This window comes from Gracilibacillus sp. JCM 18966, from assembly GCF_055392695.1.
On sequence record NZ_AP043883.1, the window covers coordinates 3,087,638 to 3,111,808 of the forward strand.

Consider the following 24,171-nt stretch of genomic DNA (forward strand, 5'->3'; position numbering starts at 1 on the left):
CTTCTTTAAAAACACAAAAAATGGGAGGTAATCTATAGTTTATGAAAAGTATTTATTTAATTGGCTTTATGGGTAGTGGAAAAACGACTGTCGCAAATGGTCTCTCTCAAGCATTTACAAAAGAAGTGCTAGATACCGATGAGATCATTGTACAGAAATACCATCAATCGATTCCAGAGATTTTCCAACAGAAGGGTGAATCAACATTCAGAGAATATGAATCATCCGTATTATTCCAAACACCAACAGAGGATACCATCATTGCGACTGGTGGAGGAATAATTGAGAAGGATAGTAATAGAAAATGGCTAAAAGAAAATGGTATTAGCGTCTTTCTGAAAACCTCTTGGGAAGAGATTAACCAACGTTTGATAAATGATACAGATCGACCTATATGGAATAATCAGTCTCGAAATAAAAGAATATTACTAGAAGAGCGTATACCTAAGTATGAAGAAGTTGCAGATATCATCGTACATACAGATGGTAAATCGATTGGGGATATCGTAAAAGAAATACAAGATAAGCTTCTTGAAATGAATAAATCGATATAAGCTGGGCAATAAATAAATTAAAGACACTTATTGCTAGAGGGTGTAAACGATGTCCAGTCAGGATTATGTAAAATACATGACGCAAAAAATCGTGAAATATATGGATACACCAAAAGAAGAAAGACAAAAGCAGAAAAAGCCGAGAGAAAAGGAACACCATGTATACTCGAATCGTTGGTTTGGTGTTTTACCGTTTGCCTTTCGACTATTTTTGCGAAGAAAGAAATAAAAAAGGTGCTGGCTTATAAATATTGTCAGTACCTTTTTATCTTAGAAAAGCTTATTGAGAGATGATCGACGCATTTGTATTTTCACTTAGATAGAAGAGCCCAGCGTTTATTACTTTGAGAGAAATCTTTGGTTCTAACCGTTCCTTTACTCTATATAGCTCCTGCTCATACAGGTCAGAGAGATCATCGTTCTTCGAGAAAAAGTGCTCCAACAACTTGCGTTCATCCTCTAATGCTTTCTGAGCATCGGACGCCCAATACATATCTTCGTTGCTCAATTTCTCCTCAAAATATTGAAAAATTCGATAAAAACCACTAGATGGTTTGATTAAAGGAGATATCGTATAGCTATAGTCTGACATCACTCGCTGTAAAGGAAGAGAATCTAATTTCAACATCATATTGGTTAACATCGTGCCATTGATAAGTTGAAGTCCAATCGATTGAATATGATCTTTTTTTTGCTTTCCGAAGTATTCCATTTTAACATTGACTACTAACCAAGGGAGAAGGGAGGTTTTCATCTCTCCATCGGTTTGTTCATATAGCAAAGTAATTCTTGCTTTATCTTGGATATAGGAAAATATTTGTTGCAATCTTGGGCTCCCGAAATGTATCCATTCTTTTTGGTCATCCAATTTCTCAGGACTAGTATTTAAGGATAAAGACATTGGAACACCTTGCTGACCCATTTTATCCATATAATGCCAATAAAATGGACGATTCATTAAGGCTTGATCCAATTCTCTCGTTAATTGGACTTCTAATGTATGCTCTTTTTCGTCACGTACAGCACAATCCTGAATGGTAAAGAAATCATGTAAGAATTGATGCAAATTAGTTAATTTCATGAAGTTTCACCTACCTGTTCATCTACCATGGAGGAGATTACAGAGCTTAAATTCTCCATTTTAATTTTCGTTTCTCCTGCAGAATTTGATTCAGCGAAAATTTGTGAAATTTCCTTTTCTAAATTTTTCATTTCTAGCTTTGCAAGGATTTGATCTAGCTGTCCGATGACATTCTCAAATAGGCTAATTTTGTTATAAAGTAATTCCATTACTTGCTCTTCCATTGTTTGTTTAGTGGCAAGATTATAAATAGTAACATCGTTTTCCTGGCCATAACGATGAATTCTACCGATTCTTTGCTCAAGTCGCATCGGATTCCAAGGAAGGTCATAATTAATAAGGTGATGACAAAACTGTAAATTTATCCCTTCACCAGCTGCCTCGGTCGCGATCATCACTTGAGCATGCTCTTGGAACAGTTGTCTCATCCAATCTTTTTTTCCTTTTTTAAATCCACCGCGATAAATAACTGCAGGAATTCCTTCTTGTTTTAATAACCATTGTAAATAAATTTGGGTTGCTCTGTATTCGGTGAACACAATGAATTTCTCATCAGACTTTTTGATTAATTCTGCGACCTTTAAAGCCTTCGCATGGTGTGGTAATTGTTCTATTCTAGCCATTACTTGTTGAATTTCTTCCTTAATTTCCATCGATTCAGAAGATTCCAGCCATTTTTTTAAGGAAAGATAACAGGCTTCGCGTGAACTACAAAATTCCCGCTTATAGGTGACACTTGAAAAAGCTTGAACTCCTTGGAAAATGGTTTCGATTAAATCATAGACTGCCTGCTCTTCTTCGGAAAATTCCACCCAAATGGTTTCCACTTTACGTTTTGTCCATTCAATTCCTGTATCTTCTCTACGATTCCGCACCATTACTTTACTGATTAGCTGTTTTAAATAAGGATCCTTTTCCATTTCTTTCTTTTGATCACGGTATAGTTGAAGAAAATCATCATAAGTACCTAAATATCCGGGCTTTATTAAACTAATTAAATTAAAAATATCTGTTAATTTATTTTGAACAGGCGTTGCTGTTAGTAGTAAAAAATACTTCTTCTGTAAAGCTTGAACAAATTGATAATTCTTCGTTTGGTGATTTTTTAGCTTATGTGCTTCATCTACAATGACAAAATCATAGTTTTGCTCAAGTATTGCACTTCTATGTGGCTCACGCTTTGCTGTATCCAATGTGGTTATAATAATATTGGCAGCTTGCCAATTTGTTCGCTTTCCGGCAGTTAGGGCAGGGATGAGAAATTTCTTATTTAATTCTAATGCCCATTGGTTTACGAGAGAAGCAGGAGCTAAAATAAGTACTTTCTGTACTAAACCTCTTATTAAAAACTCCTTAAGAATTAATCCTGCTTCGATTGTTTTTCCTAGCCCTACCTCATCGGCTAAAAGTGCTCTTCCATTCATCTCCTGTATCACCGTTTCCGCACATTTTTGTTGATGAGGGAGGAACGTTAAGTGTGGTAAGAACTTAGGAGAAACAAGGGTATCGAAATCTTCAATTTTTAATGTTTCAGCGATTTGGTAGGATTGCTTAAATAATTTCCAATCACATAATTGATCTGGACTATGAATAAGGTTCGAAAACTCTGAAATAAAGTTATGATCTTTTTCTATTGGTATCCGCATAATCAACCGTCCTAGTCTTTGTTTTCCATATCAACATTTTTACTTTTTAATAGTGTTGACAAAAACCAAAAAAAAAATCAGGGAATCCTGATTTTTTTAATACATAAGTGAATCCTATTAATAATCCATCTTTTTTGTTTTCTTAATTTTCCCAGACCATTTTTTAAAACCACCGCTAAGATTATATAAATCTTGGTATCCATTTTTGTGTAGAAGTAATGCAGCACGCATCGATCTTGAGCCATTTTGGCAATAAAGATAGACAGGCTTGTCTTTTCTGAGCTCAGTTAATCGTTGTTTCATTTGTGTAAGAGGAATATTTCTCGCCCCTAGTATATGGCCACCATCAAATTCGTTAGGCTCGCGAACATCGATTAATTGCGCTTTTCTATAGCCATTTCTGAATTCTTCCTCACTCAATTGCTTCAAGATCTTCTTTTGTTTAAAATATCGATAAACGGTAAAAAGAATAAAAACTAATAGAATACCGATTACGATGTATAATTCTAACATAATATTTCCCCCAACTATTTTATCTACTAAAAAGGATTATACCATTTCTATGCATGAAATAAAGTAATAAATGATTTTTTTGAAAAATTCGTAACAAGAATGAAGTTTTCTTGTTTGTCAGGCTATTCTATTGTATGCTTTTATCATAGATAGGTATGATTTATGAAATACTGTACAATATGAGGTGCTATAAAATAGAATAGTAAAAGGATTTTTAGGATATAAAAAGCTTTTTTTTAATAAACTTTTCTCCTTAAGGTGAAATGATAAGCATTCACCTATCCTAACAGGTTTTCATAAACAAATGTAGATTGAATGGAGGATTGTCAATGCCTACACCAACAATGGAAGATTACATAGAACAAATTTATTTACTAATTGAATCAAAAGGTTATGCACGAGTATCTGCAATTGCTGAAGCTTTGCAAGTTCAGCCTTCTTCTGTAACTAAAATGGTTCAAAAACTAGACAAAGATGAATATTTAAATTATGAAAAATATCAAGGCCTTGTATTAACACCGAAAGGGAAGAAAATAGGTAAGAGACTAGTATATCGTCACGAGCTTCTAGAGCAATTCCTTCGCATCATCGGAGTAGAGGAAGACAATATTTATACAGATGTGGAAGGAATCGAGCATCACCTCAGCTGGAATTCGATTGATCGTATAGGCGATTTAGTACAATACCTAGAAGAAAAGAAAGAGAGAGTGGAGCAATTAAGATTAATTCAACAAAAGGACGAGTAAATCATTCTATTTTTAAAGCCTATTGTATACATATATAATAGGCTTTTATGAATCGGGTGATTTTTATGAAAATTGATGGAGTTTTTTCTGGTGGCGGTGTAAAAGCATTTGTTTTTATCGGTGCATTAAAAGCGTTAGAAGAAGAGAATATTTCGTTTGAACGTGTGGCTGGTACATCTGCAGGAGCTTTATTTGCGACATTGGTTGCTGCTGGTTTTCGAGCAAAGGAGCTAGAGGAATTATTTTTAACCCTTGAGCTAAAGCAATTCTTAGATCAATCTAGAATTGGGTCTATCTTCCCGTTTATTAAATGGTTGACCTTATATCAAACAATGGGACTATATCGTGGAGATGTATTTCAACAATGGCTAGAAGAAGTATTACGTGAGAAAGGAATTCAATCCTTCCAAGATTTAAATCCACATCAGTTGAAAATTGTAGCTGCAGATATTTCGATCAATCGTGTCATCGTATTTCCTGATGATTTGGAAGAGAGCTACCAGATAGATCCATCCTTCTTTTCTATTGCAAAGGCAGTAAGAAGCAGTATTTCCATTCCATATTTTTTTCGCCCGTCGAAATTAATCCACCCATTATCCAATCAAAAAAGCTTATTAGTTGATGGGATGATATTGAGTAATTTTCCCCTTTGGGTGTTTGATCAGCCAAATCGAAAGCGGGAACGCCCCATTCTCGGCATGCAATTAAGTAGTCCACAACATTTAAACCACCTTACTACCATTCACAATTCCCTTGATTTACTTAAAGCGATGATCGTTACAATGCGAACTTCTTATGATAATCGCTATATTAGTGAAAATGTCGCAAAGGAAATATTATTTTTCCCCATTGAAGATGTTCAGGCAACCGATTTTGATCTATCAAGATCTGAAAAGGTAAGCATCATTGAATATGGTTATCAACAGACAAAACAGTTCTTGAGTAGTTGGACCTACTAAAAGTAGCGAAAAAATAGAGCCTTATAAGGAGGCTCTGTTTTTTCGCTTCTTGTTATTTGCATTTCCCTCAATCACTCGAAGATGTGGAGCGTTTTTACGATGCTTGAGTGGGGATTTATTTGCTGTGAAAGTCGGTTTTGGTTTAGTTGCTGTACTGCTTTTTCGTGTAAAGTTTGTTTTATATTTTTGCTTGGATTGTTTTACCGCTTTACGATATTTTTTAAGCTCATTAGTCGATCTTTTTCGGAGAAAAAGAAAGTAGAACGCGCCAAATATAATGGCACCAATAATTAAAGAAAATAAAAGACTTCTAATTAATCCAAATGTGTCTGTAAACAATGTGACGGTGAAACCAATCGCAGCTAATCCGATAAATAGATAAACTAGCCAAGTACTCCAATTTCTAGACATCACATGTCCTCCTTTCAAGATGCTACGGTCTTTAAATGCTTGTTATTTTAGTTATACCCGATTTTATATGGTAATTATACAAAAATAATCAACAAATTTGAAAAAATGACTGTCTCCAGCGAATTATATTGGATTCATAACTACATAGATGCAGGATAAATAATAACGCTTACATATCCTTATAGACTAATTTCATTACTTACTTCTATTTTATTAGAATTTTTCGATTTTGACCAGATATCTTTTTAATATGGGATGAAAAAAGCCTATATTGGTTATTCTAGGGTTGAGGTGATATTGATGCGTTATCAAAGAAAGAGAGAAGAAGAAAAGGGACAATCTCTTATTTCAAAAGTGGTTAGTATTGGTTTTTTTGGTGGATTAATCTGGAGTGTTGTTGCTTCTGTTGCAGCTTATTTTCATTTTACCTCTGTCTCGCCTAAATCGTTTATCTTGCGTTCATGGCTACAGACTGACTGGACAGATCAATGGCTAGGTCAGCTTATTTCTATCTTAGTCGTCAGTCTATTATCCATAGGTATTGCGTTTCTTTACTATTTTATTCTAAAAAAAATCAGAGGCATCTGGATAGGTATAGGATTTGGTGTGGTTCTATGGTTTATTCTCTTTTGGCTATTTGAGCCGATTTTTCCCAATATACCAACCATTTTTAATATGGATAGTGATACGATTGTTACAACAGTATGTCTTTTTATTTTATATGGTGTATTTATTGGTTATTCGATATCTTTCTCCTATCAGCAATATAAAGATGAAAATTAAACGGAAAATATGTTACTATGAATAATATTGATATTGTTGGATGAGGATGGTGGAGTCCTAATGGGGAAGATCTTATTACTAAATGGCCCAAACTTAAATAGATTGGGAAAGAGAGAACCAGACATATATGGTAAGGAAACATTGGATGATGTCGAAAGGGATGTAAGAAAAGTTCTTCAAAGATATTCTCATGAGTTAGATGCTAAACAGTCGAATCATGAAGGAGAGCTCATCGATTGGCTTCATGATGCCAATGATCATTATGTTGGAGTGATTTTTAATCCGGGTGCTTACACTCATACTAGTATTGCGCTTAGGGATGCCATACAATCGATAAACGTACCGGTGATTGAAGTACACATTTCAAATGTTCATAGTAGAGAATCCTTTAGACATACATCCCTTTTAGCACCGGTTTGTCAAGGCCAAATAGTTGGACTTGGTACAAAAGGCTATCAAATGGCAGCGATCTTTTTAGGTGAAAGGAATGGGGAGGAAAAAAATGAGTAGATTAAACCAATTACGTCAGCAGCTTAAGGATCATAACTTAGATGCAATGCTTATTACAAGCGCAGTCAACAGACAGTACATAACTGGATTTACAGGCACAGCAGGAGCAGCTGTCGTCACAAACGATCAAGCGTTTTTCATTACTGATTTCCGTTATACGGAACAAGCGAAAGATCAGGTGAAAGGCTTTACCATAATCGAACATAAAGAACCCATCCCAAAGGTTGTAGGAAATATTGTAAAAGATTATTCGATATCGACAATTGGATTTGAAAAAGCAACATTGTCCTATGAAGGATATGAACAATTTGATGCAGAAATCGATGCGGAATTTACCCCAACAAGTGGAATCATCGAAAAAATTCGCTTGATTAAATCGGAAGATGAGATTACTATATTAAAGGATGCGTGTAATATAGTTGATCGTGCTTTTGAGCATATTTTGAATTACATAAAGCCAGGTGTGAAGGAAATAGACATTGCCAATGAACTTGAGTTTTTTATGAGACGAAATGGTGCACAATCTTCAAGCTTTGATATTATTGTTGCATCAGGTTACCGTTCAGCACTTCCGCATGGTGTAGCTTCTGATAAGGAAATAGAAGCAGGAGAGCTTGTTACAATGGATTTTGGTGCGCTCTACAAAGGTTATTGCTCAGATATAACAAGAACGGTAGCAGTTGGTGAAATTTCTAGTGAGCTAAAAGAGATATATGATACGGTATTGGAAGCACAGATAAGAGGCGTAGCCGGTATTAAGCCAGGAATAACTGCAAAAGAAGCAGACGCTCTGACAAGAGATTATATAGATAGCAAAGGGTTCGGCAAATACTTCGGTCATTCTACTGGTCATGGTCTTGGATTAGAAGTTCATGAATCGCCAGGATTGTCATTTAGATCTAATCAAGTATTGGAAAAAGGCATGGTTGTCACAGTTGAACCAGGCATCTATATCCCTGAAATCGGTGGATGTCGAATTGAGGATGATATATGGCTAACAGAAAACGGAAACGAGCGGTTAACCCATGCACCAAAAGAATTAATTACGCTTTCGGTATCGTAATATATTGACAAAATAATGTACAAAATGGAACAGAGTTGGAGGAGGAATTTGAATGATTTCAGTAAATGATTTTAAAACAGGTTTAACGATAGAGGTAGATGGTGATATTTGGCAGGTTATGGAGTTTCAGCATGTTAAGCCGGGAAAAGGGGCGGCGTTTGTTCGTTCTAAACTACGTAATTTAAGAAATGGTAATATTCAAGAGAAAACATTTCGTGGCGGAGAGAAAGTAAACAAAGCCCATATAGAAAATCGTAAAATGCAATATTTATATGCTTCAGGGGATACTCATACTTTTATGGATACGTCGAGTTATGAACAAACAGAGTTACAAGCAGGTCAAATTGAGCGAGAATTGCAATTCTTAAAGGAGAATATGGAAGTTAATATTCTCACATATCAAGGAGAAACAATCGGAGTCGATCTTCCAAATAATGTAGAGCTCACTGTTACGGAAACTGAGCCTGGTATTAAAGGGGATACAGCTAGTGGTGGTACTAAACCCGCCACTTTGGAAACTGGCTTAACGGTACAAGTACCCTTCTTTGTTAATGAGGGTGACGTACTTGTTATAAGCACTAGTGATGGTAAATATGTGTCCCGCGCCTAATAGATGAATATTCGATAGTAAAAAGAGCTACAGGGCAATGATGTCTTGTAGCTTTTTTGTGTTTTTAAAAACTACATGAACACAGAATGGAATGTAAGAAAAAGGTATAGAACGTCTTCTTTTTCTCTATTAACAAAAATATCATCTAGGTTATATCTAACAATTAAAAGCATAGAATGTAAAAGAAAAAGTTATGTTGAAATGAGGCAATATGATGGAAACCATACTCTCTTTACTACCCATTGCAATCGCAACAGAGATTGATCATTACCTTCAAGCAAAACAAGTTGTACCAGAAGAGATTCGACTTCGCATTAATCGGCCAATTGAAATTAATACAGGGAAAAGTGTTATGTGGTTATCCCATGTAAGAACTTCCAAAGAAGATGCTCAGTCCATATTAAATAGAATAAGCGATTATTCTCTCTATCGATTAGAAGAAGAATTAAGACAAGGTTATATAACGGTGAGAGGTGGACATCGAATTGGGATTTCTGGTTCCGTAATTATAGAAAATGGCTATGTAAAGGCAATCAAGCACGTGTCTTCTTTTAATATTCGACTAGCAACCGATAAAGTGGGAATCACCAAATCGTATTTACCCTATCTTTACAAAGAACATTTTTTAAACACACTCATCATTGGACCCCCACAGTCAGGGAAGACGACTTTTCTTCGAGATCTAGCTCGATTTGTTTCTACAGGTACAAAGGAAATGAAAGCACATAAAACCGCAATAGTGGATGAACGCTCGGAAATTTGTGCCGCAACAGAAGGAGTTCCGATGTCCTCCATAGGACTTCGAGTAGACGTTTTGGATCGTTGTCCTAAATCAGAAGGTATGATGATGTTCGTACGATCGATGTCACCTGATGTGATTATTGTGGATGAAATTGGTAGCGATAAAGATGTACAAGCCTTAATGGAAGTGATGAACGCAGGAATAAACTTAATTTGCACGATTCATGGAAAAGACTTAAAGGATATCCAGAATCGACCTGCGATCACACCACTTATAAACGCCGAAATTTTTGACAGATTTATTGTTTTATCAAATAAACATCATACAGGAGAAGTCCTAGACATATTAGACAGTAAGGGACATCCGATATTGGAGAGAGTGAACCAATCATGAAATGGATCGGGGCTATTTTGATTATTATTACATTTTTTTGGATAGGGATAGAGTTTGCCAATAGAATGGAGAAACGACCGAAGTTAATTCGGACATTAAAAAATGCTTTATTAATATTGGAAGCAGAAATTGTATATAGTCAAACAGCTGTACAGGATGCGTGCATTCATATTTCGAAACAAGTTCCGCAACCAATTGCCTTATTTTTTGAACAGGTTGGGCTTCGATTAAAAAACGAGAACAGAGAGCTTTATTCAATCTGGGAGCAGGAGGTAGAACTATTTTGGAATAGTGTTCCCTTATTCTCTGATGAAAAAGAGATTATGAAACAATTCGGTAGAACACTTGGGCAGCATGATACGGTTCAACAACAAAAATATATTCAATTAGCATTAACTCACTTGAATAATAAACATACAGAAGCGGAGGAAATGTACCAACGTTATGGGAAGATTTCCAAAAGCTTAGGTTTTCTAACAGGAATATTGATTGCTTTACTCTTGCTATAGAGAGGGGATAACGGATGGTTGGCGATACTAGTATTCTTTTTCAAATTGCTGGAATCGGGATAATCGTTGCCATGATTCACACAGTTTTGAAACAGATGGGAAAAGAGGAATTTGCACAATTTGTTAGTTTAGTTGGCTTTATTATTGTACTTTTGTTCGTACTAAACAGTATATCGGATTTATTTCAGCAAATTAGAGCCGTATTTTTCTTTAAAGGATAATGCATAATGGGGATTATTGAAATTGTTAGTATCGGTATTATCGCTGCAATTTTCGTTCTGCTTTTACAAGAGAAACAACCAACGATCGCATTTTTAATCATTTTACTCACCGTACTTTATTTATTTATCTATTTAATTCAATATGTGCAGGAAATTTTGCAACTTGTTACCTATTTAGGAGAGCAGGCAAATATTCATCACTTTTATATTAAAACGATTCTACAAATTATAGGAATTTCTTATATAGCAGAAATCGGCTCAAATATTGTCAAAGATGCAGGATTAGAATCGATTGCTTTAAAAATCGAACTAATTGGTAAGGTGTTTATCATAATATTAGCCATTCCTATTTTTAAATCATTGATTGAAACCATTATCAATCTTTTTCCAATCTCGTAATGATGGAAGGAAATCTAAAATGAAGCCATTTCCCAAAATTTTATTCATTGTTTTCGTATTAATCGTAATAGGACAACCCCTTGAACTAGTTGCATCCCAAAATAAAGGTATTTTAACAGGATATGAGTCATTATTAGAAGGAAGCGAATTGGAAAGCTATTGGCAGCAATTAAGCAAAGAGTATAGTCATGTCCTGCCAGAACTTGAGAAAAATGATTTTTGGTCAATGGTACACAGTGAAGGAAATATCAGTATAAAAGATTGGCTAAAAGGATTTTTACGATATTTTCTCTATGAATTAATGGAAAATGGAAAATTGCTTGCCACTTTAATGTTATTAACTTTATTTTGCTTGTTGCTTCAAACGATTCAAAACGCTTTCGAAAATCAAGTGGTGAGTAAAGTAGCTTATGCCGTTGTTTATATTATGCTAATCATTATTGCACTGCAAAGCTTTCAGTTAGCTACTAACTATGTATTGGATACGATAAATTTATCGAAGAACTTCTTAATTGCATTACTACCATTATTACTCGGTTTATTAGCATCCCTCGGGCATTTATTAACGATCTCTTTTTTTCATCCAATCATTATTTTCTTAATTCATGTAAGTGTTTTTGTTGTTTCTAAGCTAATTGTTCCTTTATTTTTATTGTCTGCTATTTTGCAAATTGTTAGTACCCTGAATCCAGAATTTAAAGCAACAAAGCTAGCTAATCTCATGAAGAACATAGGGATTAGTATTATGGGGATTCTATTAACTGTTTTCTTGGGAGTTATTTCTGTTCAAGGTGCAGCAAGTGCGATTCAGGATGGCGTAGCAATGAAAACTGCGAAATTTGTAACAGGAAATTTCATCCCTGTCATAGGAAGATTGTTTACAGATGCTACCGATACTGTCTTGAGTGCGACTATCTTAATTAAAAACGCAATTGGCTTAATAGGTGTTGCGATATTGATCGGTATCGTCATGTTTCCTGCTATAAAAATATTAGTAATATCCATCATGTATAAGGTTACCACAGCAGTACTACAACCTGTAGGTGATGGTCCTGTTATTGAATGCTTGGATATTATTGGTAAACATATTCTTTATCTATTCGCAGCACTTCTATTGGTTTCTTTTATGTTTTTTTTTACGATTGTTATTTTAATCATAGCAAGCAATCTTACGATAATGGTGAGATAAAGGGAGGAAGTGATTTTGGAATTTCTTTCAGGCTGGGTATTACAAATTGTAATTTTTATCATTTTGGCGATGGTAGTTGATTTAATACTGCCAAGTTCCAAAATAAAACAATATGCCAAGCTCGTTATTGGGCTACTTCTTATATTAATTATCTTACAGCCAATCCTATCCATTTTTAAAGTGGATGTAGAACAACTGATTTCACCTGTTTTTCAAACCTCAACTAATTCGAATTTAGAAGCCGAGATAGAAAATCAAACAAATCAAAAGAAAAATGAAATAGAATCGATAAATCGTGCATATGTATTACAAGAGATGGTTGTCCAGATGAAAAATTTAGTAGAAGAGGAGTTGAATCAAGATTATCAATCAGCAATAGATCATTTGGAAGTAGAGTGGAAAGAGGAAGAAACTGCTGAAACAACAGAAGACATTACCGCAATATATGTGCAGTTAAAGCCATTCCAAGAGGGAAATTTGGAAACAGTAGAAAAAGTAGAGATTAACATCGGGGAATCTGAAAAAGAATTGGACAATGAATCTTTTGATAATCAAGAAATTATTGATTTTTTAGCCGAACAATGGCAGGTAGAGGCAGATATTATTCATGCGAGATGGAAGGAGGAATAAGGTGGTTGAATGGTGGAAAAAAATACTTTCTTCTTTAAAAATATCTGATAAGAAACCAAATAAAATACATTACATTGTGTTAATAGGATTAATCGGTATATTCATATTGTTAGTAAGTAATTTACTGGGTTCCGATCAATCCAGTGAATTACCTAATTATTCTTCTTCCTTACCTCAGTCTGAAAGTGAAGATTCAAAAGAGGTATGGAAACAAAAAGATGCTAATAATGCATCTGAAAAAATGGCAGGAATTGAGGAGGCGTATGAAAATGATTTAGTAGCTTTATTAGAGAAAATAACCGGTGTATCCAATGTGGAGGTAATGGTGAATCTTGATGCAACCAACGAGAAGGTTTATCAAAAAAATTTAATCATTGGTTCACAAGTGACAAATGAATCTGATCAAAATGGTGGAACGAGGAAAATAGAAGATGAGACTAGGGAGCAAACAGTTGTCATCATTCGCCAAGGAGAAGAGGAAGTTCCCTTACTTGTGCAAACAAAGAAACCAGAAGTTAGAGGTGTTTTGATTGTTGCAAATGGAGTGGACAACCTAGAAGTTAAGAAATGGGTGATGGATGCTGTTTCAAAAGTTCTTGATGTTCCAGCACATCGCATCTCTGTTCAGCCTAAAAATAAATAAATCATTTGGGAGGTAACACTATGTTAAAAAAACAAACAGTTTGGTTATTAACAATGTTAAGCTTAATGGTTGTTTTAAGTATTTATTACTTAAATGCACCGAGTGAAGGGGATCTTGCATATTTTGATACAGAAGATGTAGAAGGTGATCAAACGACATCCCAATCCTTAACAGAGATCACTAATAAGGAAGAGACAACTAACGAAGAAGCTAAAACGGATGAGGATGCAACAGAGGAAGCAGATAGTTCTACCGTTAATTCTGATGAGTTTTTTGCAGCTGTGAGAATGGAAATTACGAATCAAAGAAGCATGGAAAAAGAAAGACTTGAGAAAATTGTTTCATCAAACGACGCTTCAACAGAAGAGAAAAATGAAGCATATGAAGCGATGAAAGAAATTGAATACGTAGAATCAAAGGAAATGATTCTAGAAGATACATTAAAATCAACAGTTGGCTATGACCAGGTGCTTGTCCGTAACATGGAAGGGGACAATATAGTCGTAACGGTCCAAGCAGACTCTTTAACACCGAAAGAAGCAAATACTATTATCCAACATACAAAGGATGAATTTGGTGAAGTGGATGTAGAGGTAGTTTATCAAACGAGCTAATGATAAAGGCGACGACGCTAAACATAATTTTCGGTTCTTTATCCCTACAAACGGTTAGCGTTTTTGTAAATATATTTAAAATGGTCGAAAATCCGGGCATGTATTCAGTAATGAGGAGAATTTCTGAATCAGTTCGGATTTTCTCATTTTAACTTAAACAATTGTTCGTTATAAAGCTGGATTAAAATCTATAGTTGCAGTTTTAAAATTGTTTGCGTAAAATGTTATAAGGAGTTATTAGTACCTGTTATTAAATGTAACTTAAGAGAAAGGGTGCAGATACATGTTATCTATCCAAGAAATGGAAGCTTTGATTGATAAACTAGATCAATCATCAATTGATGAATTTTCATACGAAGCAAATGGAGCAAAAATTAAATTAAAAAAACATCATTCTGTTGTACAAACTGTGACGAATGAAGCGGTACATATACCACAAACGCCACAAATAAAGGAACAGGTTGCTCCATCTATTGAAAAGCCTAGCCAATCAGAGCAGGCTACAGTTCAAGAGGAAAAACCAGTGGTAGAATCAAAGGATTATGATTTTGAAGTGGTATCACCAATGGTAGGTACTTTTTATAGTTCTCCTTCCCCTGATAAGCCTGCTTTTGTACAGGTAGGGGATCAAGTAAGTGAGAACACCGTTATTTGTATCGTAGAAGCAATGAAATTGTTCAATGAAATCGAAGCAGATGTAAAGGGTACTGTAACAGAAGTGTTAGTAGAAAACGGTGAATTAGTAGAATATGGTCAGCCGTTATTCCGTATTAAGACCGTATAAGGGGATGAAACTGTGATTAAGAAACTCTTAATTGCCAATCGTGGAGAAATAGCAGTCAGAATCATTCGTACTGCTAAAGAAATGGGAATGGAAACTGTCGCTATCTACTCAGAAGCGGATAGTGAAGCCCTACATGTACAAATTGCAGATGAAGCATATTGTATTGGACCGAAGTTGAGCAGTGAAAGCTATTTAAACTTTACCAACATTATGAGTGTTGCGACATTAACACAAGCTGATGCGATTCATCCGGGGTATGGATTTCTTTCTGAGAATGCTGATTTCGCTGAGATTTGCGAAGCTTGTAATGTGACATTTGTTGGTCCTAGTGCTTACGCTATTCAAAAAATGGGAACAAAGGATGTTGCCAGAGAAACCATGAAAGAGGCAGGTGTTCCTGTAGTTCCAGGTTCTAATGGCATTATCGCCGATGAAGAAGATGGATTAAAAGTGGCTAAACAAATTGGCTTCCCAGTTATTATTAAAGCAACTGCTGGTGGTGGCGGAAAAGGAATTCGTGTAGCTCGTAACGAAGAAGAACTTGTAAAAGGTATACAAGTGACACAAAATGAAGCAGAGAAAGCATTTGGAAATCCAGGTGTCTATATAGAAAAATATATCGAAGACTTTCGCCATGTAGAAATACAAGTATTAGCAGATAATCATGGAAATGCTATCCATCTAGGTGAACGTGATTGTACAGTGCAAAGACGTCTTCAGAAACTAATAGAAGAAACACCTTCTCCCGCAATAAATGATGCCATGAGAGAAAAAATGGGAGAGGCTGCAGTGAAAGCAGCAAAAGCAGTAAACTATTCTGGTGCTGGTACAATTGAATTTATTTTTGATAATAAAGAAAATAAATTCTACTTCATGGAAATGAATACACGAATTCAAGTAGAACACCCAGTTACAGAAATGGTGACAGGTGTTGACTTAATAAGAGAGCAATTACTTATTGCGAATAACGAGAAGTTATCCTTCGAACAAGAGGACATAACCTTTAATGGTTGGGCAATGGAATGTAGAATCAATGCCGAAAACCCTGAAAAGGACTTTATGCCATCACCTGGAGAAATTAAAATGTATTTACCACCAGGCGGTCTAGGGGTACGCGTCGATTCTGCAGTATATCCTGGTTATAAAATTCCGCCCTATTATGATTCCATGATCGCAAAGTTAATCACTTACGGAAAAACGAGAGAAGAAGCGATCAAAAAGATGGAACGAGCACTAGATGAGTACATCATAGAAGGGATCCATACAACCGTTCCTTTCCACCGAAGAATGATGGTCCATCCAGTGTTTAAAAATGGTGATTTTAATACAAGATTTTTGGAAAAGTATAGTATAATGGAAGAAGAATAAAAAATTATTTATCCTCATAGTTAGGAGGGATAATAATGGCAGAGAACAATTTATTAGATGTTGGTCAATCTCCGCAGCTTGGTAAGGTAGAAATTTCACCAGATGTGCTTGAAGTAATCGCAGGATTTGCCACTTTAGAAGTAAAAGGTGTTTCGAGCATGAGAGGGAACTTTGCATCTGGTGTGGCCGAGAAGCTGGGCAAAAAAGCACACGGAAAAGGAATCAAAGTAGAATTGAGAGACAGTGGTGTAACTGTTGACGTTCATACAGTGATTGACTATGGCTTCTCTATTCCTAAGGTTGCTGAGCAGATTCAAACAAGCATTAGACAAGCAATAGAGAATATGACTGCAATCTCTATTCAAGAGATAAATGTACATGTTGTGGGAGTACACATGGAACAAAATCCAGAAGAGTTAACTGAGTGAAAAATAAGGCTCAAGCTGATTAAAATTAATCAGCTTGAGCCTCTTTGTTCTCTGATTATGTTACAATGCCATCTCAATCAGCCACAAAATCAAAATTGAGAAGTTAAGTATTACTTATAAGGTTCTGAAAAAGCAACTACTCAAAAGATGAAAGTCTTACTTTTTCAAAAGTGGTGTATAAAATTATTAAGGCCTTTTTCCATTATATAATTGGTAATCAAGCGTATAACATGATATTATTTGTAAATGAACCTAATGTGTCGGAAATTGGCATAGATCGTGATAAGGAGTATGGAATAAATGAAGCGGAGAATGGCACGTGAAAAAGCATTGCAAGTATTATTTTCAATTGATCAATCAGATTTTGATGCAGAAGAGTCTATGAAGTACATTATAGAGGACGAGTCCGATGATTTTCTGATAAGAATTGTCCATGGTGTCGTGAACCATCAACAAGAAATCGATAAGAAGATTTCTCAACATTTAGAAAAATGGTCACTACAACGACTTGCGGCAGTGGAAAGAACATTATTAAGAATTGCGACATATGAATTATTTTATGATAAAGATGCACCAGAGAATGTTGTCATCAATGAAGCGATTGAAATTGCTCATGTCTTTGGTGATGACCATTCAGGAAAATTTATAAATGGTGTACTTTCAAAAATGTTAAGGGGGAATTAAAATGTCAGCAGAAGTTATCTATGGCAGTGAACTGGCTCAATCGATGAGAGATGAAATGAAAGAAGAGGTTGTGAAATTAAGAGAACAAGGAATCGTACCAGGGCTAACAGTCATTTTGATTGGGGACGACCCTGCTTCTAAGTCATATGTTCGAGGGAAACAAAAGGCATCTGATTATGTTGGGGTAGATTCCGATCTCATGACACTTCCAGAGAGTACTACTGAAGAGGAGCTACTATCCCTTATAAAGAAATTAAATGAACAAGAGACGGTACATGGTATTCTTGTCCAATTACCACTTCCAAAGCATATCAATGAAGAGAAAATCATCGAAGCGATTTCTCCAGATAAGGATGTAGATGGATTCCACCCGATCAATATTGGACGAATGATGACAGGAAAAGATACCTTTTTTCCATGTACGCCATTCGGTATTATCCAAATGTTAAAATCAAAAAATATTGAAATAGCTGGGAAGCATGCTGTCGTTATCGGTCGAAGTAATATTGTAGGAAAGCCAGTTGGACAATTATTACTAAATGAAAATGCTACCGTAACCTATTGTCATTCCAAAACTAATAATATGAAGGATTATATAGCTTCCGCAGATATCCTTATAGTAGCGGTAGGTATAGAGCATTTTATAAATGGGGATTTTATTAAAGAGGGTGCAGTTGTGATTGATGTAGGTGTTAATCGAACGGCAGAAGGTACTTTAACAGGCGATGTTAACTTTGATTCTGCCAAAGAAAAGGCAAGCTATATTACGCCAGTACCTAAAGGGGTAGGTCCAATGACTATCACGATGCTGTTACATAATACGATTAAGTCTGCCAAAATTGCTCACGGTGTATATAACGGATAGTTAGAAAACAATGAAATTCATTGGCTAAGCTTTTATACTATCTGCGAACAGATAAGTCCATTTAGATAGTATAAAAAGGTCATTCAACCACAGATGTTTGGGAATGGCCTTTTCTCTGCTTAAACAATTAAACGATAAAAGTGAGTGTGACGGATGGAACATAAGTACCTAACAGTTACAGCGTTGACTAAATATATAAAGAAAAAATTTGATGTGGATCATCATTTAACGAATGTTTACCTTAGAGGCGAGATTTCTAATTTTAAGCATCATAGTCGCGGTCATATGTATATGACGATCAAAGATGATATGGCAAGTATTCGAGCGGTAATGTTTCAAGGACAGAATAGCTTACTCAAATTCAAGCCGGAAAATGGTATGAAGGTGTTGTTACAAGGAAATATTAGTATTTTTGAAGCGAGTGGTCAGTACCAATTATATATTCAAGATATGCAACCAGATGGTATTGGTTCTCTTCATCTTGCATATGAACAACTGAAGGAAAAATTAAGACTAGAAGGACTGTTTAATACAGAACATAAAAAACAACTACCAACATTTCCAAAGAAAATTGCAGTGCTGACCTCACCAACTGGTGCTGCCATAAGAGATATTGTGACAACTCTAGAACGAAGATATCCGTTAGTTGATCTCATCATTATTCCAATCTTAGTACAAGGGAAATTTTCTGCAAAATCAATTGTGGAAGGGATTGAAAAAGCGAACAAGCTTACCGGTATTGATACCATTATTCTAGGGCGTGGTGGAGGATCCATAGAAGAATTATGGTCTTTTAATGAAGAGATTGTCGCAAGAGCTATTTTTGTATCTGAGGTTCCAATTATCTCTGCTGTTGGTCATGAAACGGACTTTACTATTAGTGATTTAGTTGCAGACGTCCGGGCAGCAACCCCAACAGGAGCTGCAGAATTAGCTGTTCCATCTAGATTGGATCTTTCTGAACGAGTGATACAGCTGAATAGAATGTTAGAGCATTCATATCAACAACAATTAAAGCAAGCAAACGAGAAGCTTCAACGGATCAAACAAACCACTGTTTTTCGTTTTCCGAAGCGATTTTTAGAAGAAAAAGAACTATTACTTGATCGGATCGTTGAAGAGCATCAACAAAAAACGGAATTATTCATGAAGGCGAAAAAGGATAGATGGAATTTGCTCCATACACAGCTTCAATACGTTCGGCCTCAATTAATCATTCGACAAAGAAGAGAGCGATGGTTACAATTTGATGAAAGACTAAAAAATAATATAGTAAGGATTCTGCAAGATAAAAAAATCCAGTTTACTAATAAACTAAATCAATTAGAATTATTAGACCCAACAAAGATTATGCGAAGAGGTTATTCTATTGCGTATTCCAATGAAGATGAGATTATCTATCAATCAGAACAACTATCGATAAATGACGAAATTAAGGTAAAGTTATCTGATGGAGTTATCCACGCTAATGTGACTAAAATAGAGGAGAAGTGATCGTATGACAAAAAATAAAGACGAGCTTTCTTTTGAAGAAGCTTTGTCTAAACTAGAGGAAATCGTCAATAAAATGGAAGAGGGAGATATTCCGCTAGAGCAAGCAATGAATTATTATGCGGAAGGTTCAAAATTATCGAAAATTTGTCATGATAAATTAGTAAAGGCCGATCAACAGCTACAGGAAATAATGAATGAAAAAGGGGAACTTATTAGCTTTGACATGCAGGAGGAAAAATAGGTGAAAGAAGAGCTCTTACAATATATAACAATAGAAAAAGAAAAAATGAATCAATTACTGCTTCAGTATATAGATACTCTTAATATTCCTGAGAGATTAAAACGGTCTACGAAATATTCTATCAATGCTGGTGGTAAAAGGCTACGTCCTATCCTAATGAGGCTAACATGCGAAGGGCTTCAAGGAAACTGTGAGAAAATTTATCCTGCAGCAGTTGCATTGGAAATGATCCACACGTATTCCTTAATTCATGATGATCTTCCTGCAATGGATGATGATATGTATCGAAGAGGAAAATTAACCAATCATCGTCAATTCGATGAAGCCACTGCCATTCTGGCGGGCGATGGTTTGCTCACGAATAGTTTTCAAGTGATTGCTTCCGCAAACGTATACAATGCAGAGGAAAAAGTATATTTAATCAACAGGCTAACTGAAGCAAGTGGAATGGAAGGAATGGTTGGCGGACAATTGTTAGATATGGAAGCAGAGCAACAAGAGATTACTATCGAACAGTTAGAGCAAATTCATCGGTTAAAAACGGGCTGCTTATTGTCGTTCGCTATTGATGCTGGGAGCTATTTGGCAGGAGCAAATGACAAGACACGCTCCATATTGCGACAATTCGCTGAGTATATCGGTTTAATCTTCCAAATTCAGGATGACATTTTGGACGTAGTAGGGGATCAGCATCTAATGGGCAAAGCTTCTGGTAGTGATCAAGGTAATAGTAAAAGCACCTACCCTTCTGTTTTAGGCTTAGATGGGGCCATTGCACATAAGAAGAGTTATGTAAACAAAGCTAAACAATGTCTAGAGCAGGCAGGATTAAAAGGTTCCAGATTGGAAGGGCTAACTGACTATTTAAGTGAAAGAGATTTGTAAAGATTGAGTAAAGCTTGAAATTATGTTAGAATAAAAGTAACAAAGTGGAATGGTGCAGTATTCTAGTCAATCCTCCATTTCTGAAGGCAGGCCTAAAAATCTGCCAAAGGGCACATCGATGAAGTTCCTTGTGTTGGCTTGAGGCGCCCAGCCTTGGGTCGATGCTGGGAGTTAAGGTTGAAGGGCGATCCACAAAGGCATGTGGGCGAAGACCCTTCTTCCGCGGAGGCCCATCACTGTTTTCTTTTCTTAGCCAAGTAAAGAGAATGGAATGGGGTATGAACCTATCGAATAGGGATCGGGTATTTCTATTCATAGCGTAGCCTGCCTTGAGTGGTACGAAGGGGATTATAGGCAATAGAGTGTTTCATTTTGGATGGCCACTAATTTGGGACACGTTTTCTATATGAAATTCGTACTGCAAAAGAGGCTAGGAAATGGTCAAAGGTTGCTGAGGAAATCTCCTAGACTGTTCCAAATGGAAGTTTAAGAAGGATTATAGTACGGACTGAGTGGTAATCCAGTCTAGCTGTTGGTGACAACGCTAAGATATGTTTAAAGGGGAACCGCCAAAGTGGCAACACTTGGTACATATCTGGGAAAACCTACTGGACCTAAGCCGTAGTCTTTACTTCTTAAATGACCATTCCGCATCATACATAATAATAATGTTAAACACTTTAACGGGGTTCGTTATGAATAAAAAACAATTGCAAAAGTCGATAAAATTTAGCCTTAGTATTGCCGTTATCACATTTGTGTTAGCGGCTATTTTTTCAGTTGTTTCTTCATCCATACTAAGTGGAGTTATGTCTGTTGTAGGTTTACTAATCGTATTATTCATTGTATTGATTGGTGTATTCTTTGATATGTTAGGAATTGCGGCAGCAGCAGCTGATGAGGCACCTTTTCACGCTATGGCTGCTGAGAAGGTAAGTGGCGCAAAGCATGCTGTACTGATTGTGAGAAATGCAGACCGCTTCGCAAGTTTTTGTAATGACGTGATTGGTGATATTTCTGGTATTATTAGTGGTACAGCATCTGCAGTCGTTGTCTTACAAATTGCTAATGTATTCGGATATGAGGAAGGTACTAGCATTCAAATTACCATCTCAGTAATTCTCACAAGTCTTGTAGCAGCTTTAACAGTGGGTGGGAAAGCTTTAGGCAAATATTTTGCTATTAATTCTTCGACACAAATTATTTTCTTAGTCGGTAAAATAATTGCATTTTTAGAGGAAAGACTTAAAATAAAAGTATTATCAAAAAGTTAAAGATACAGAATCTTAATAGGGAGGATTCCATCATGGATCTTACCAAAATCAAGCAACCGAATTTTTTAAAACATTTAACAAAAAAAGAACTAGAAGATCTCGCATATGAAATCAGACAATTTCTCATTAATAAGCTCTCGGTAACAGGAGGGCATTTAGGGGCTAATTTGGGTGTTGTAGAGCTAACACTTGCTTTGCACAAGCATTTTAACAGTCCCACTGATAAGCTAATATTTGATGTTGGACATCAATCCTACATTCATAAAATTTTAACAGGTAGAACGGAACAATTTGATACACTGCGACAATATAACGGGCTATGTGGATTCCCGAAAATGTCAGAAAGTAAACATGACGTATGGGAAACCGGACATAGTTCCACCTCCTTATCTGCTGCTATGGGGATGGCGATTGCACGTGATATGCAAGGACTGGATTATGCAGTTGTTCCAATTATTGGTGATGGTGCTTTAACAGGCGGGATGGCACTGGAAGCGTTGAATCATATCGGTCACGAGAAAAAGAACATGACCGTGATTTTAAATGATAATGAAATGTCGATAGCGGGTAATGTAGGAGCATTGCACAAGGCACTTGGAAGAATGAGAAGTGCAGGTAAGTACAATCGAATGAAGGATGAAATAGAAGTACTAATGAAACGGATACCAGCAGTTGGGGGGAAGATCGCACAAACTGCTGAAAGAGTAAAAGACAGTATGAAATATTTCATGGTACCAGGTATGTTATTTGAAGAGTTTGGATTTACTTATTTCGGTCCCGTTGATGGACATGATTTCAAGGCACTAGAAGAAAACCTACAATATGCATCTAAAACGGAAGGCCCAGTATTAGTTCATGTCATCACTCAAAAAGGAAAAGGTTACCAGCCAGCAGAAACAGATCAAAAAGATAAATGGCACGGTGTTGGTCCATATAAAATTGATTCTGGAGAAAAAATCAAGCCAGTAGATGATAAGCCTGCCTGGAGCCAAGTTGTAAGTGATACATTAGAAAAAATCGCAGAAAAGAATGAGAAGCTTGCTGTGATCACGCCAGCAATGGTACTTGGTTCCAAATTAGATAAATTTCAAGAGCACTTCCCGAAGAGACTATTTGATGTTGGTATTGCTGAACAGCATGCTACTACAATGGCCGCAGGTTTAGCAACTCAAGGAATGAAACCATTCCTGGCCATTTATTCTACCTTTTTGCAACGTGCCTATGATCAAATGGTTCACGATGTCTGCCGCCAGAATTTAAATGTTGCTTTTGGGATTGATCGAGCAGGACTAGTTGGAGCAGATGGAGAAACACATCAAGGGGTATTTGACATCGCCTTTTTGCGTCATTTACCTAATATGGTGCTGATGATGCCAAAAGATGAAAATGAGTGTCAACATATGGTGAACACAGCAATTGAATACGAAGATGGACCGATTGCCTTACGTTTTCCAAGAGGGAATGGACTAGGTGTAGAAATGGATTCAACATTAAAAAATATCCCTATCGGTAAATGGGAGGTTCTCACTACAGGTAAGGATGCTGTTATACTAACCTTTGGTACAACAATTGAAATGGCAATGGCTGCAAGTATTCAGCTTGCCAAAAAAGGTATGAGTATAGAAGTAATTAATGCACGTTTTCTAAAACCATTAGATGAGGAAATGCTGCACGATGTAATGAAAAGAAATATACCGATTCTAACTATAGAGGAATCCGTTCTACAAGGTGGATTTGGAAGTTCTATTTTAGAATTTGCTGAAGAAAATCAATACCATCCAACGATAAAGCGAATGGGAATTCCTGACCGTTTTATTGAACATGGAAGTGTGCAACAGTTATTAGAAGAAATTCATTTAACGAAAGAACAAGTGATTGAGGAATTGACGAATATGCTACAAATGGATGATAATAAGCAAAAAAGGGCTTGAT

General features: G+C 36.0%; 30 protein-coding genes. 26 read left to right on the forward strand and 4 right to left on the reverse strand.

All coding sequences use genetic code 11. The features are described from left to right. Positions 1-41 precede the first annotated feature (41 nt). Positions 42-554, forward strand: a complete 513-nt coding sequence (locus ACZ5N5_RS14885) for a shikimate kinase (RefSeq protein WP_054788883.1) — start codon at positions 42-44, stop codon at positions 552-554. 49 nt (positions 555-603) lie between these two features. Continuing rightward, entirely contained in the window at positions 604-783 is a 180-nt protein-coding gene (locus ACZ5N5_RS14890) for a YqzE family protein (RefSeq protein ID WP_054788884.1), read from the forward strand. Positions 784-834: 51 nt separating this feature from the next. Here ACZ5N5_RS14890 and ACZ5N5_RS14895 read toward each other — a convergent pair whose 3' ends face one another. The 3 genes from ACZ5N5_RS14895 to ACZ5N5_RS14905 form a co-directional block, all read right to left on the reverse strand. Next, a complete protein-coding gene (locus ACZ5N5_RS14895) occupies positions 835-1,635 on the reverse strand; it encodes a YqhG family protein (RefSeq protein WP_054788885.1) in 801 nt (266 codons plus the stop codon). Continuing rightward, positions 1,632-3,281, reverse strand: coding sequence for a DEAD/DEAH box helicase (locus ACZ5N5_RS14900; protein ID WP_109984187.1), 1,650 nt, complete (start codon positions 3,279-3,281; stop codon positions 1,632-1,634). Before ACZ5N5_RS14900 ends, ACZ5N5_RS14895 begins: the two co-directional genes overlap by 4 nt. 117 nt (positions 3,282-3,398) lie before the next feature. Then, on the reverse strand, positions 3,399-3,794 hold the full coding sequence (locus ACZ5N5_RS14905) for a rhodanese-like domain-containing protein (RefSeq protein WP_109984188.1): 396 nt from the start codon (positions 3,792-3,794) through the stop codon (positions 3,399-3,401). 329 nt (positions 3,795-4,123) lie between these two features. On the opposite strand from ACZ5N5_RS14905, the gene mntR reads away from it, so the two are divergent. After that, positions 4,124-4,540, forward strand: a complete 417-nt coding sequence (gene mntR / locus ACZ5N5_RS14910) for a transcriptional regulator MntR (RefSeq protein ID WP_054788886.1) — start codon at positions 4,124-4,126, stop codon at positions 4,538-4,540. Between the two features lie 65 nt (positions 4,541-4,605). Then, a complete protein-coding gene (locus tag ACZ5N5_RS14915) occupies positions 4,606-5,499 on the forward strand; it encodes a patatin-like phospholipase family protein (protein ID WP_109984189.1) in 894 nt (297 codons plus the stop codon). A 21-nt stretch (positions 5,500-5,520) separates the two neighbouring features. Here ACZ5N5_RS14915 and ACZ5N5_RS14920 read toward each other — a convergent pair whose 3' ends face one another. Further along, a complete protein-coding gene (locus ACZ5N5_RS14920) occupies positions 5,521-5,910 on the reverse strand; it encodes an SA1362 family protein (protein ID WP_054859299.1) in 390 nt (129 codons plus the stop codon). Between the two features lie 300 nt (positions 5,911-6,210). Between ACZ5N5_RS14920 and ACZ5N5_RS14925 the strand changes: the two genes are divergently transcribed. The 22 genes from ACZ5N5_RS14925 (at position 6,211) to dxs (ending at position 24,170) form a co-directional block, all read left to right on the forward strand. Beyond that, entirely contained in the window at positions 6,211-6,693 is a 483-nt protein-coding gene (locus ACZ5N5_RS14925; RefSeq protein WP_109984190.1) for a YqhR family membrane protein, read from the forward strand. Positions 6,694-6,753: 60 nt separating this feature from the next. Continuing rightward, positions 6,754-7,203 (forward strand): type II 3-dehydroquinate dehydratase, encoded by a 450-nt coding sequence (aroQ, locus tag ACZ5N5_RS14930; protein ID WP_277677897.1) that lies wholly within the window; start codon positions 6,754-6,756, stop codon positions 7,201-7,203. Next, positions 7,196-8,266, forward strand: coding sequence for a M24 family metallopeptidase (locus ACZ5N5_RS14935; RefSeq protein WP_109984192.1), 1,071 nt, complete (start codon positions 7,196-7,198; stop codon positions 8,264-8,266). Before aroQ ends, ACZ5N5_RS14935 begins: the two co-directional genes overlap by 8 nt. A gap of 52 nt (positions 8,267-8,318) precedes the next feature. Then, entirely contained in the window at positions 8,319-8,876 is a 558-nt protein-coding gene (gene efp / locus ACZ5N5_RS14940; RefSeq protein ID WP_109984193.1) for an elongation factor P, read from the forward strand. A 214-nt stretch (positions 8,877-9,090) separates the two neighbouring features. Further along, a complete protein-coding gene (spoIIIAA, locus tag ACZ5N5_RS14945; RefSeq protein WP_109984194.1) occupies positions 9,091-10,011 on the forward strand; it encodes a stage III sporulation protein AA in 921 nt (306 codons plus the stop codon). Further along, on the forward strand, positions 10,008-10,520 hold the full coding sequence (spoIIIAB, locus tag ACZ5N5_RS14950) for a stage III sporulation protein SpoIIIAB (RefSeq protein ID WP_109984195.1): 513 nt from the start codon (positions 10,008-10,010) through the stop codon (positions 10,518-10,520). The genes spoIIIAA and spoIIIAB overlap by 4 nt, the downstream gene beginning before the upstream one ends. 14 nt (positions 10,521-10,534) lie before the next feature. Further along, on the forward strand, positions 10,535-10,741 hold the full coding sequence (spoIIIAC, locus tag ACZ5N5_RS14955; RefSeq protein ID WP_054788890.1) for a stage III sporulation protein AC: 207 nt from the start codon (positions 10,535-10,537) through the stop codon (positions 10,739-10,741). A gap of 6 nt (positions 10,742-10,747) precedes the next feature. Then, positions 10,748-11,140, forward strand: a complete 393-nt coding sequence (gene spoIIIAD, locus ACZ5N5_RS14960) for a stage III sporulation protein AD (protein WP_054788891.1) — start codon at positions 10,748-10,750, stop codon at positions 11,138-11,140. Between the two features lie 19 nt (positions 11,141-11,159). Further along, positions 11,160-12,329, forward strand: a complete 1,170-nt coding sequence (spoIIIAE, locus tag ACZ5N5_RS14965) for a stage III sporulation protein AE (RefSeq protein WP_277677899.1) — start codon at positions 11,160-11,162, stop codon at positions 12,327-12,329. Positions 12,330-12,344: 15 nt separating this feature from the next. Further along, positions 12,345-12,959 (forward strand): stage III sporulation protein AF, encoded by a 615-nt coding sequence (gene spoIIIAF, locus ACZ5N5_RS14970; protein ID WP_054859304.1) that lies wholly within the window; start codon positions 12,345-12,347, stop codon positions 12,957-12,959. 1 nt (position 12,960) lies between these two features. Continuing rightward, the gene (gene spoIIIAG, locus ACZ5N5_RS14975; protein ID WP_054859305.1) at positions 12,961-13,602 is read left to right on the forward strand and encodes a stage III sporulation protein AG; all 642 of its coding nucleotides are present in this window, start codon (positions 12,961-12,963) and stop codon (positions 13,600-13,602) included. A gap of 20 nt (positions 13,603-13,622) precedes the next feature. Continuing rightward, positions 13,623-14,216, forward strand: a complete 594-nt coding sequence (locus tag ACZ5N5_RS14980) for a SpoIIIAH-like family protein (RefSeq protein WP_277677900.1) — start codon at positions 13,623-13,625, stop codon at positions 14,214-14,216. Between the two features lie 283 nt (positions 14,217-14,499). Continuing rightward, positions 14,500-15,000, forward strand: a complete 501-nt coding sequence (gene accB, locus ACZ5N5_RS14985; RefSeq protein WP_109984199.1) for an acetyl-CoA carboxylase biotin carboxyl carrier protein — start codon at positions 14,500-14,502, stop codon at positions 14,998-15,000. A 12-nt stretch (positions 15,001-15,012) separates the two neighbouring features. Beyond that, positions 15,013-16,368 carry an acetyl-CoA carboxylase biotin carboxylase subunit gene (gene accC, locus ACZ5N5_RS14990; RefSeq protein WP_054788893.1) on the forward strand — a complete coding sequence of 452 codons (1,356 nt, stop codon included), beginning with the start codon at positions 15,013-15,015 and terminating at the stop codon, positions 16,366-16,368. A 35-nt stretch (positions 16,369-16,403) separates the two neighbouring features. Further along, positions 16,404-16,796, forward strand: a complete 393-nt coding sequence (locus ACZ5N5_RS14995; RefSeq protein ID WP_054859308.1) for an Asp23/Gls24 family envelope stress response protein — start codon at positions 16,404-16,406, stop codon at positions 16,794-16,796. Positions 16,797-17,096: 300 nt separating this feature from the next. Next, complete coding sequence (gene nusB / locus ACZ5N5_RS15000) at positions 17,097-17,480, forward strand: transcription antitermination factor NusB (RefSeq protein WP_054788894.1); 384 nt, start codon at positions 17,097-17,099, stop codon at positions 17,478-17,480. A gap of 1 nt (position 17,481) precedes the next feature. Beyond that, a complete protein-coding gene (gene folD, locus ACZ5N5_RS15005) occupies positions 17,482-18,345 on the forward strand; it encodes a bifunctional methylenetetrahydrofolate dehydrogenase/methenyltetrahydrofolate cyclohydrolase FolD (RefSeq protein ID WP_464372708.1) in 864 nt (287 codons plus the stop codon). A gap of 153 nt (positions 18,346-18,498) precedes the next feature. Further along, positions 18,499-19,839: an exodeoxyribonuclease VII large subunit gene (gene xseA / locus ACZ5N5_RS15010; RefSeq protein ID WP_109984201.1), complete on the forward strand. Its 1,341-nt coding sequence runs from the start codon at positions 18,499-18,501 to the stop codon at positions 19,837-19,839. A 4-nt stretch (positions 19,840-19,843) separates the two neighbouring features. Then, a complete protein-coding gene (xseB, locus tag ACZ5N5_RS15015; protein ID WP_054859311.1) occupies positions 19,844-20,080 on the forward strand; it encodes an exodeoxyribonuclease VII small subunit in 237 nt (78 codons plus the stop codon). Further along, entirely contained in the window at positions 20,081-20,965 is an 885-nt protein-coding gene (locus tag ACZ5N5_RS15020) for a polyprenyl synthetase family protein (RefSeq protein ID WP_464372709.1), read from the forward strand. It begins immediately after the preceding gene. Between the two features lie 695 nt (positions 20,966-21,660). Continuing rightward, the gene (locus tag ACZ5N5_RS15025) at positions 21,661-22,239 is read left to right on the forward strand and encodes a hypothetical protein (protein ID WP_054859313.1); all 579 of its coding nucleotides are present in this window, start codon (positions 21,661-21,663) and stop codon (positions 22,237-22,239) included. 32 nt (positions 22,240-22,271) lie between these two features. After that, positions 22,272-24,170: a 1-deoxy-D-xylulose-5-phosphate synthase gene (dxs, locus tag ACZ5N5_RS15030; RefSeq protein WP_464372710.1), complete on the forward strand. Its 1,899-nt coding sequence runs from the start codon at positions 22,272-22,274 to the stop codon at positions 24,168-24,170. Position 24,171: the final 1 nt, after the last annotated feature.

Bases quoted from the DNA above. Each gene is read 5' to 3' on its own strand.
- ACZ5N5_RS14885 (WP_054788883.1), top strand. From the start codon at position 42: ATGAAAAGTATTTATTTAATTGGCTTTATGGGTAGTGGAAAAACGACT.
- ACZ5N5_RS14890 (WP_054788884.1), top strand. From the start codon at position 604: ATGTCCAGTCAGGATTATGTAAAATACATGACGCAAAAAATCGTGAAA.
- ACZ5N5_RS14895 (WP_054788885.1), bottom strand. From the start codon at position 1,635: ATGAAATTAACTAATTTGCATCAATTCTTACATGATTTCTTTACCATT.
- ACZ5N5_RS14900 (WP_109984187.1), bottom strand. From the start codon at position 3,281: ATGCGGATACCAATAGAAAAAGATCATAACTTTATTTCAGAGTTTTCG.
- ACZ5N5_RS14905 (WP_109984188.1), bottom strand. From the start codon at position 3,794: ATGTTAGAATTATACATCGTAATCGGTATTCTATTAGTTTTTATTCTT.
- mntR (WP_054788886.1), top strand. From the start codon at position 4,124: ATGCCTACACCAACAATGGAAGATTACATAGAACAAATTTATTTACTA.
- ACZ5N5_RS14915 (WP_109984189.1), top strand. From the start codon at position 4,606: ATGAAAATTGATGGAGTTTTTTCTGGTGGCGGTGTAAAAGCATTTGTT.
- ACZ5N5_RS14920 (WP_054859299.1), bottom strand. From the start codon at position 5,910: ATGTCTAGAAATTGGAGTACTTGGCTAGTTTATCTATTTATCGGATTA.
- ACZ5N5_RS14925 (WP_109984190.1), top strand. From the start codon at position 6,211: ATGCGTTATCAAAGAAAGAGAGAAGAAGAAAAGGGACAATCTCTTATT.
- aroQ (WP_277677897.1), top strand. From the start codon at position 6,754: ATGGGGAAGATCTTATTACTAAATGGCCCAAACTTAAATAGATTGGGA.
- ACZ5N5_RS14935 (WP_109984192.1), top strand. From the start codon at position 7,196: ATGAGTAGATTAAACCAATTACGTCAGCAGCTTAAGGATCATAACTTA.
- efp (WP_109984193.1), top strand. From the start codon at position 8,319: ATGATTTCAGTAAATGATTTTAAAACAGGTTTAACGATAGAGGTAGAT.
- spoIIIAA (WP_109984194.1), top strand. From the start codon at position 9,091: ATGGAAACCATACTCTCTTTACTACCCATTGCAATCGCAACAGAGATT.
- spoIIIAB (WP_109984195.1), top strand. From the start codon at position 10,008: ATGAAATGGATCGGGGCTATTTTGATTATTATTACATTTTTTTGGATA.
- spoIIIAC (WP_054788890.1), top strand. From the start codon at position 10,535: ATGGTTGGCGATACTAGTATTCTTTTTCAAATTGCTGGAATCGGGATA.
- spoIIIAD (WP_054788891.1), top strand. From the start codon at position 10,748: ATGGGGATTATTGAAATTGTTAGTATCGGTATTATCGCTGCAATTTTC.
- spoIIIAE (WP_277677899.1), top strand. From the start codon at position 11,160: ATGAAGCCATTTCCCAAAATTTTATTCATTGTTTTCGTATTAATCGTA.
- ACZ5N5_RS14980 (WP_277677900.1), top strand. From the start codon at position 13,623: ATGTTAAAAAAACAAACAGTTTGGTTATTAACAATGTTAAGCTTAATG.
- accB (WP_109984199.1), top strand. From the start codon at position 14,500: ATGTTATCTATCCAAGAAATGGAAGCTTTGATTGATAAACTAGATCAA.
- ACZ5N5_RS14995 (WP_054859308.1), top strand. From the start codon at position 16,404: ATGGCAGAGAACAATTTATTAGATGTTGGTCAATCTCCGCAGCTTGGT.
- nusB (WP_054788894.1), top strand. From the start codon at position 17,097: ATGAAGCGGAGAATGGCACGTGAAAAAGCATTGCAAGTATTATTTTCA.
- folD (WP_464372708.1), top strand. From the start codon at position 17,482: ATGTCAGCAGAAGTTATCTATGGCAGTGAACTGGCTCAATCGATGAGA.
- xseA (WP_109984201.1), top strand. From the start codon at position 18,499: ATGGAACATAAGTACCTAACAGTTACAGCGTTGACTAAATATATAAAG.
- xseB (WP_054859311.1), top strand. From the start codon at position 19,844: ATGACAAAAAATAAAGACGAGCTTTCTTTTGAAGAAGCTTTGTCTAAA.
- ACZ5N5_RS15025 (WP_054859313.1), top strand. From the start codon at position 21,661: ATGAATAAAAAACAATTGCAAAAGTCGATAAAATTTAGCCTTAGTATT.
- dxs (WP_464372710.1), top strand. From the start codon at position 22,272: ATGGATCTTACCAAAATCAAGCAACCGAATTTTTTAAAACATTTAACA.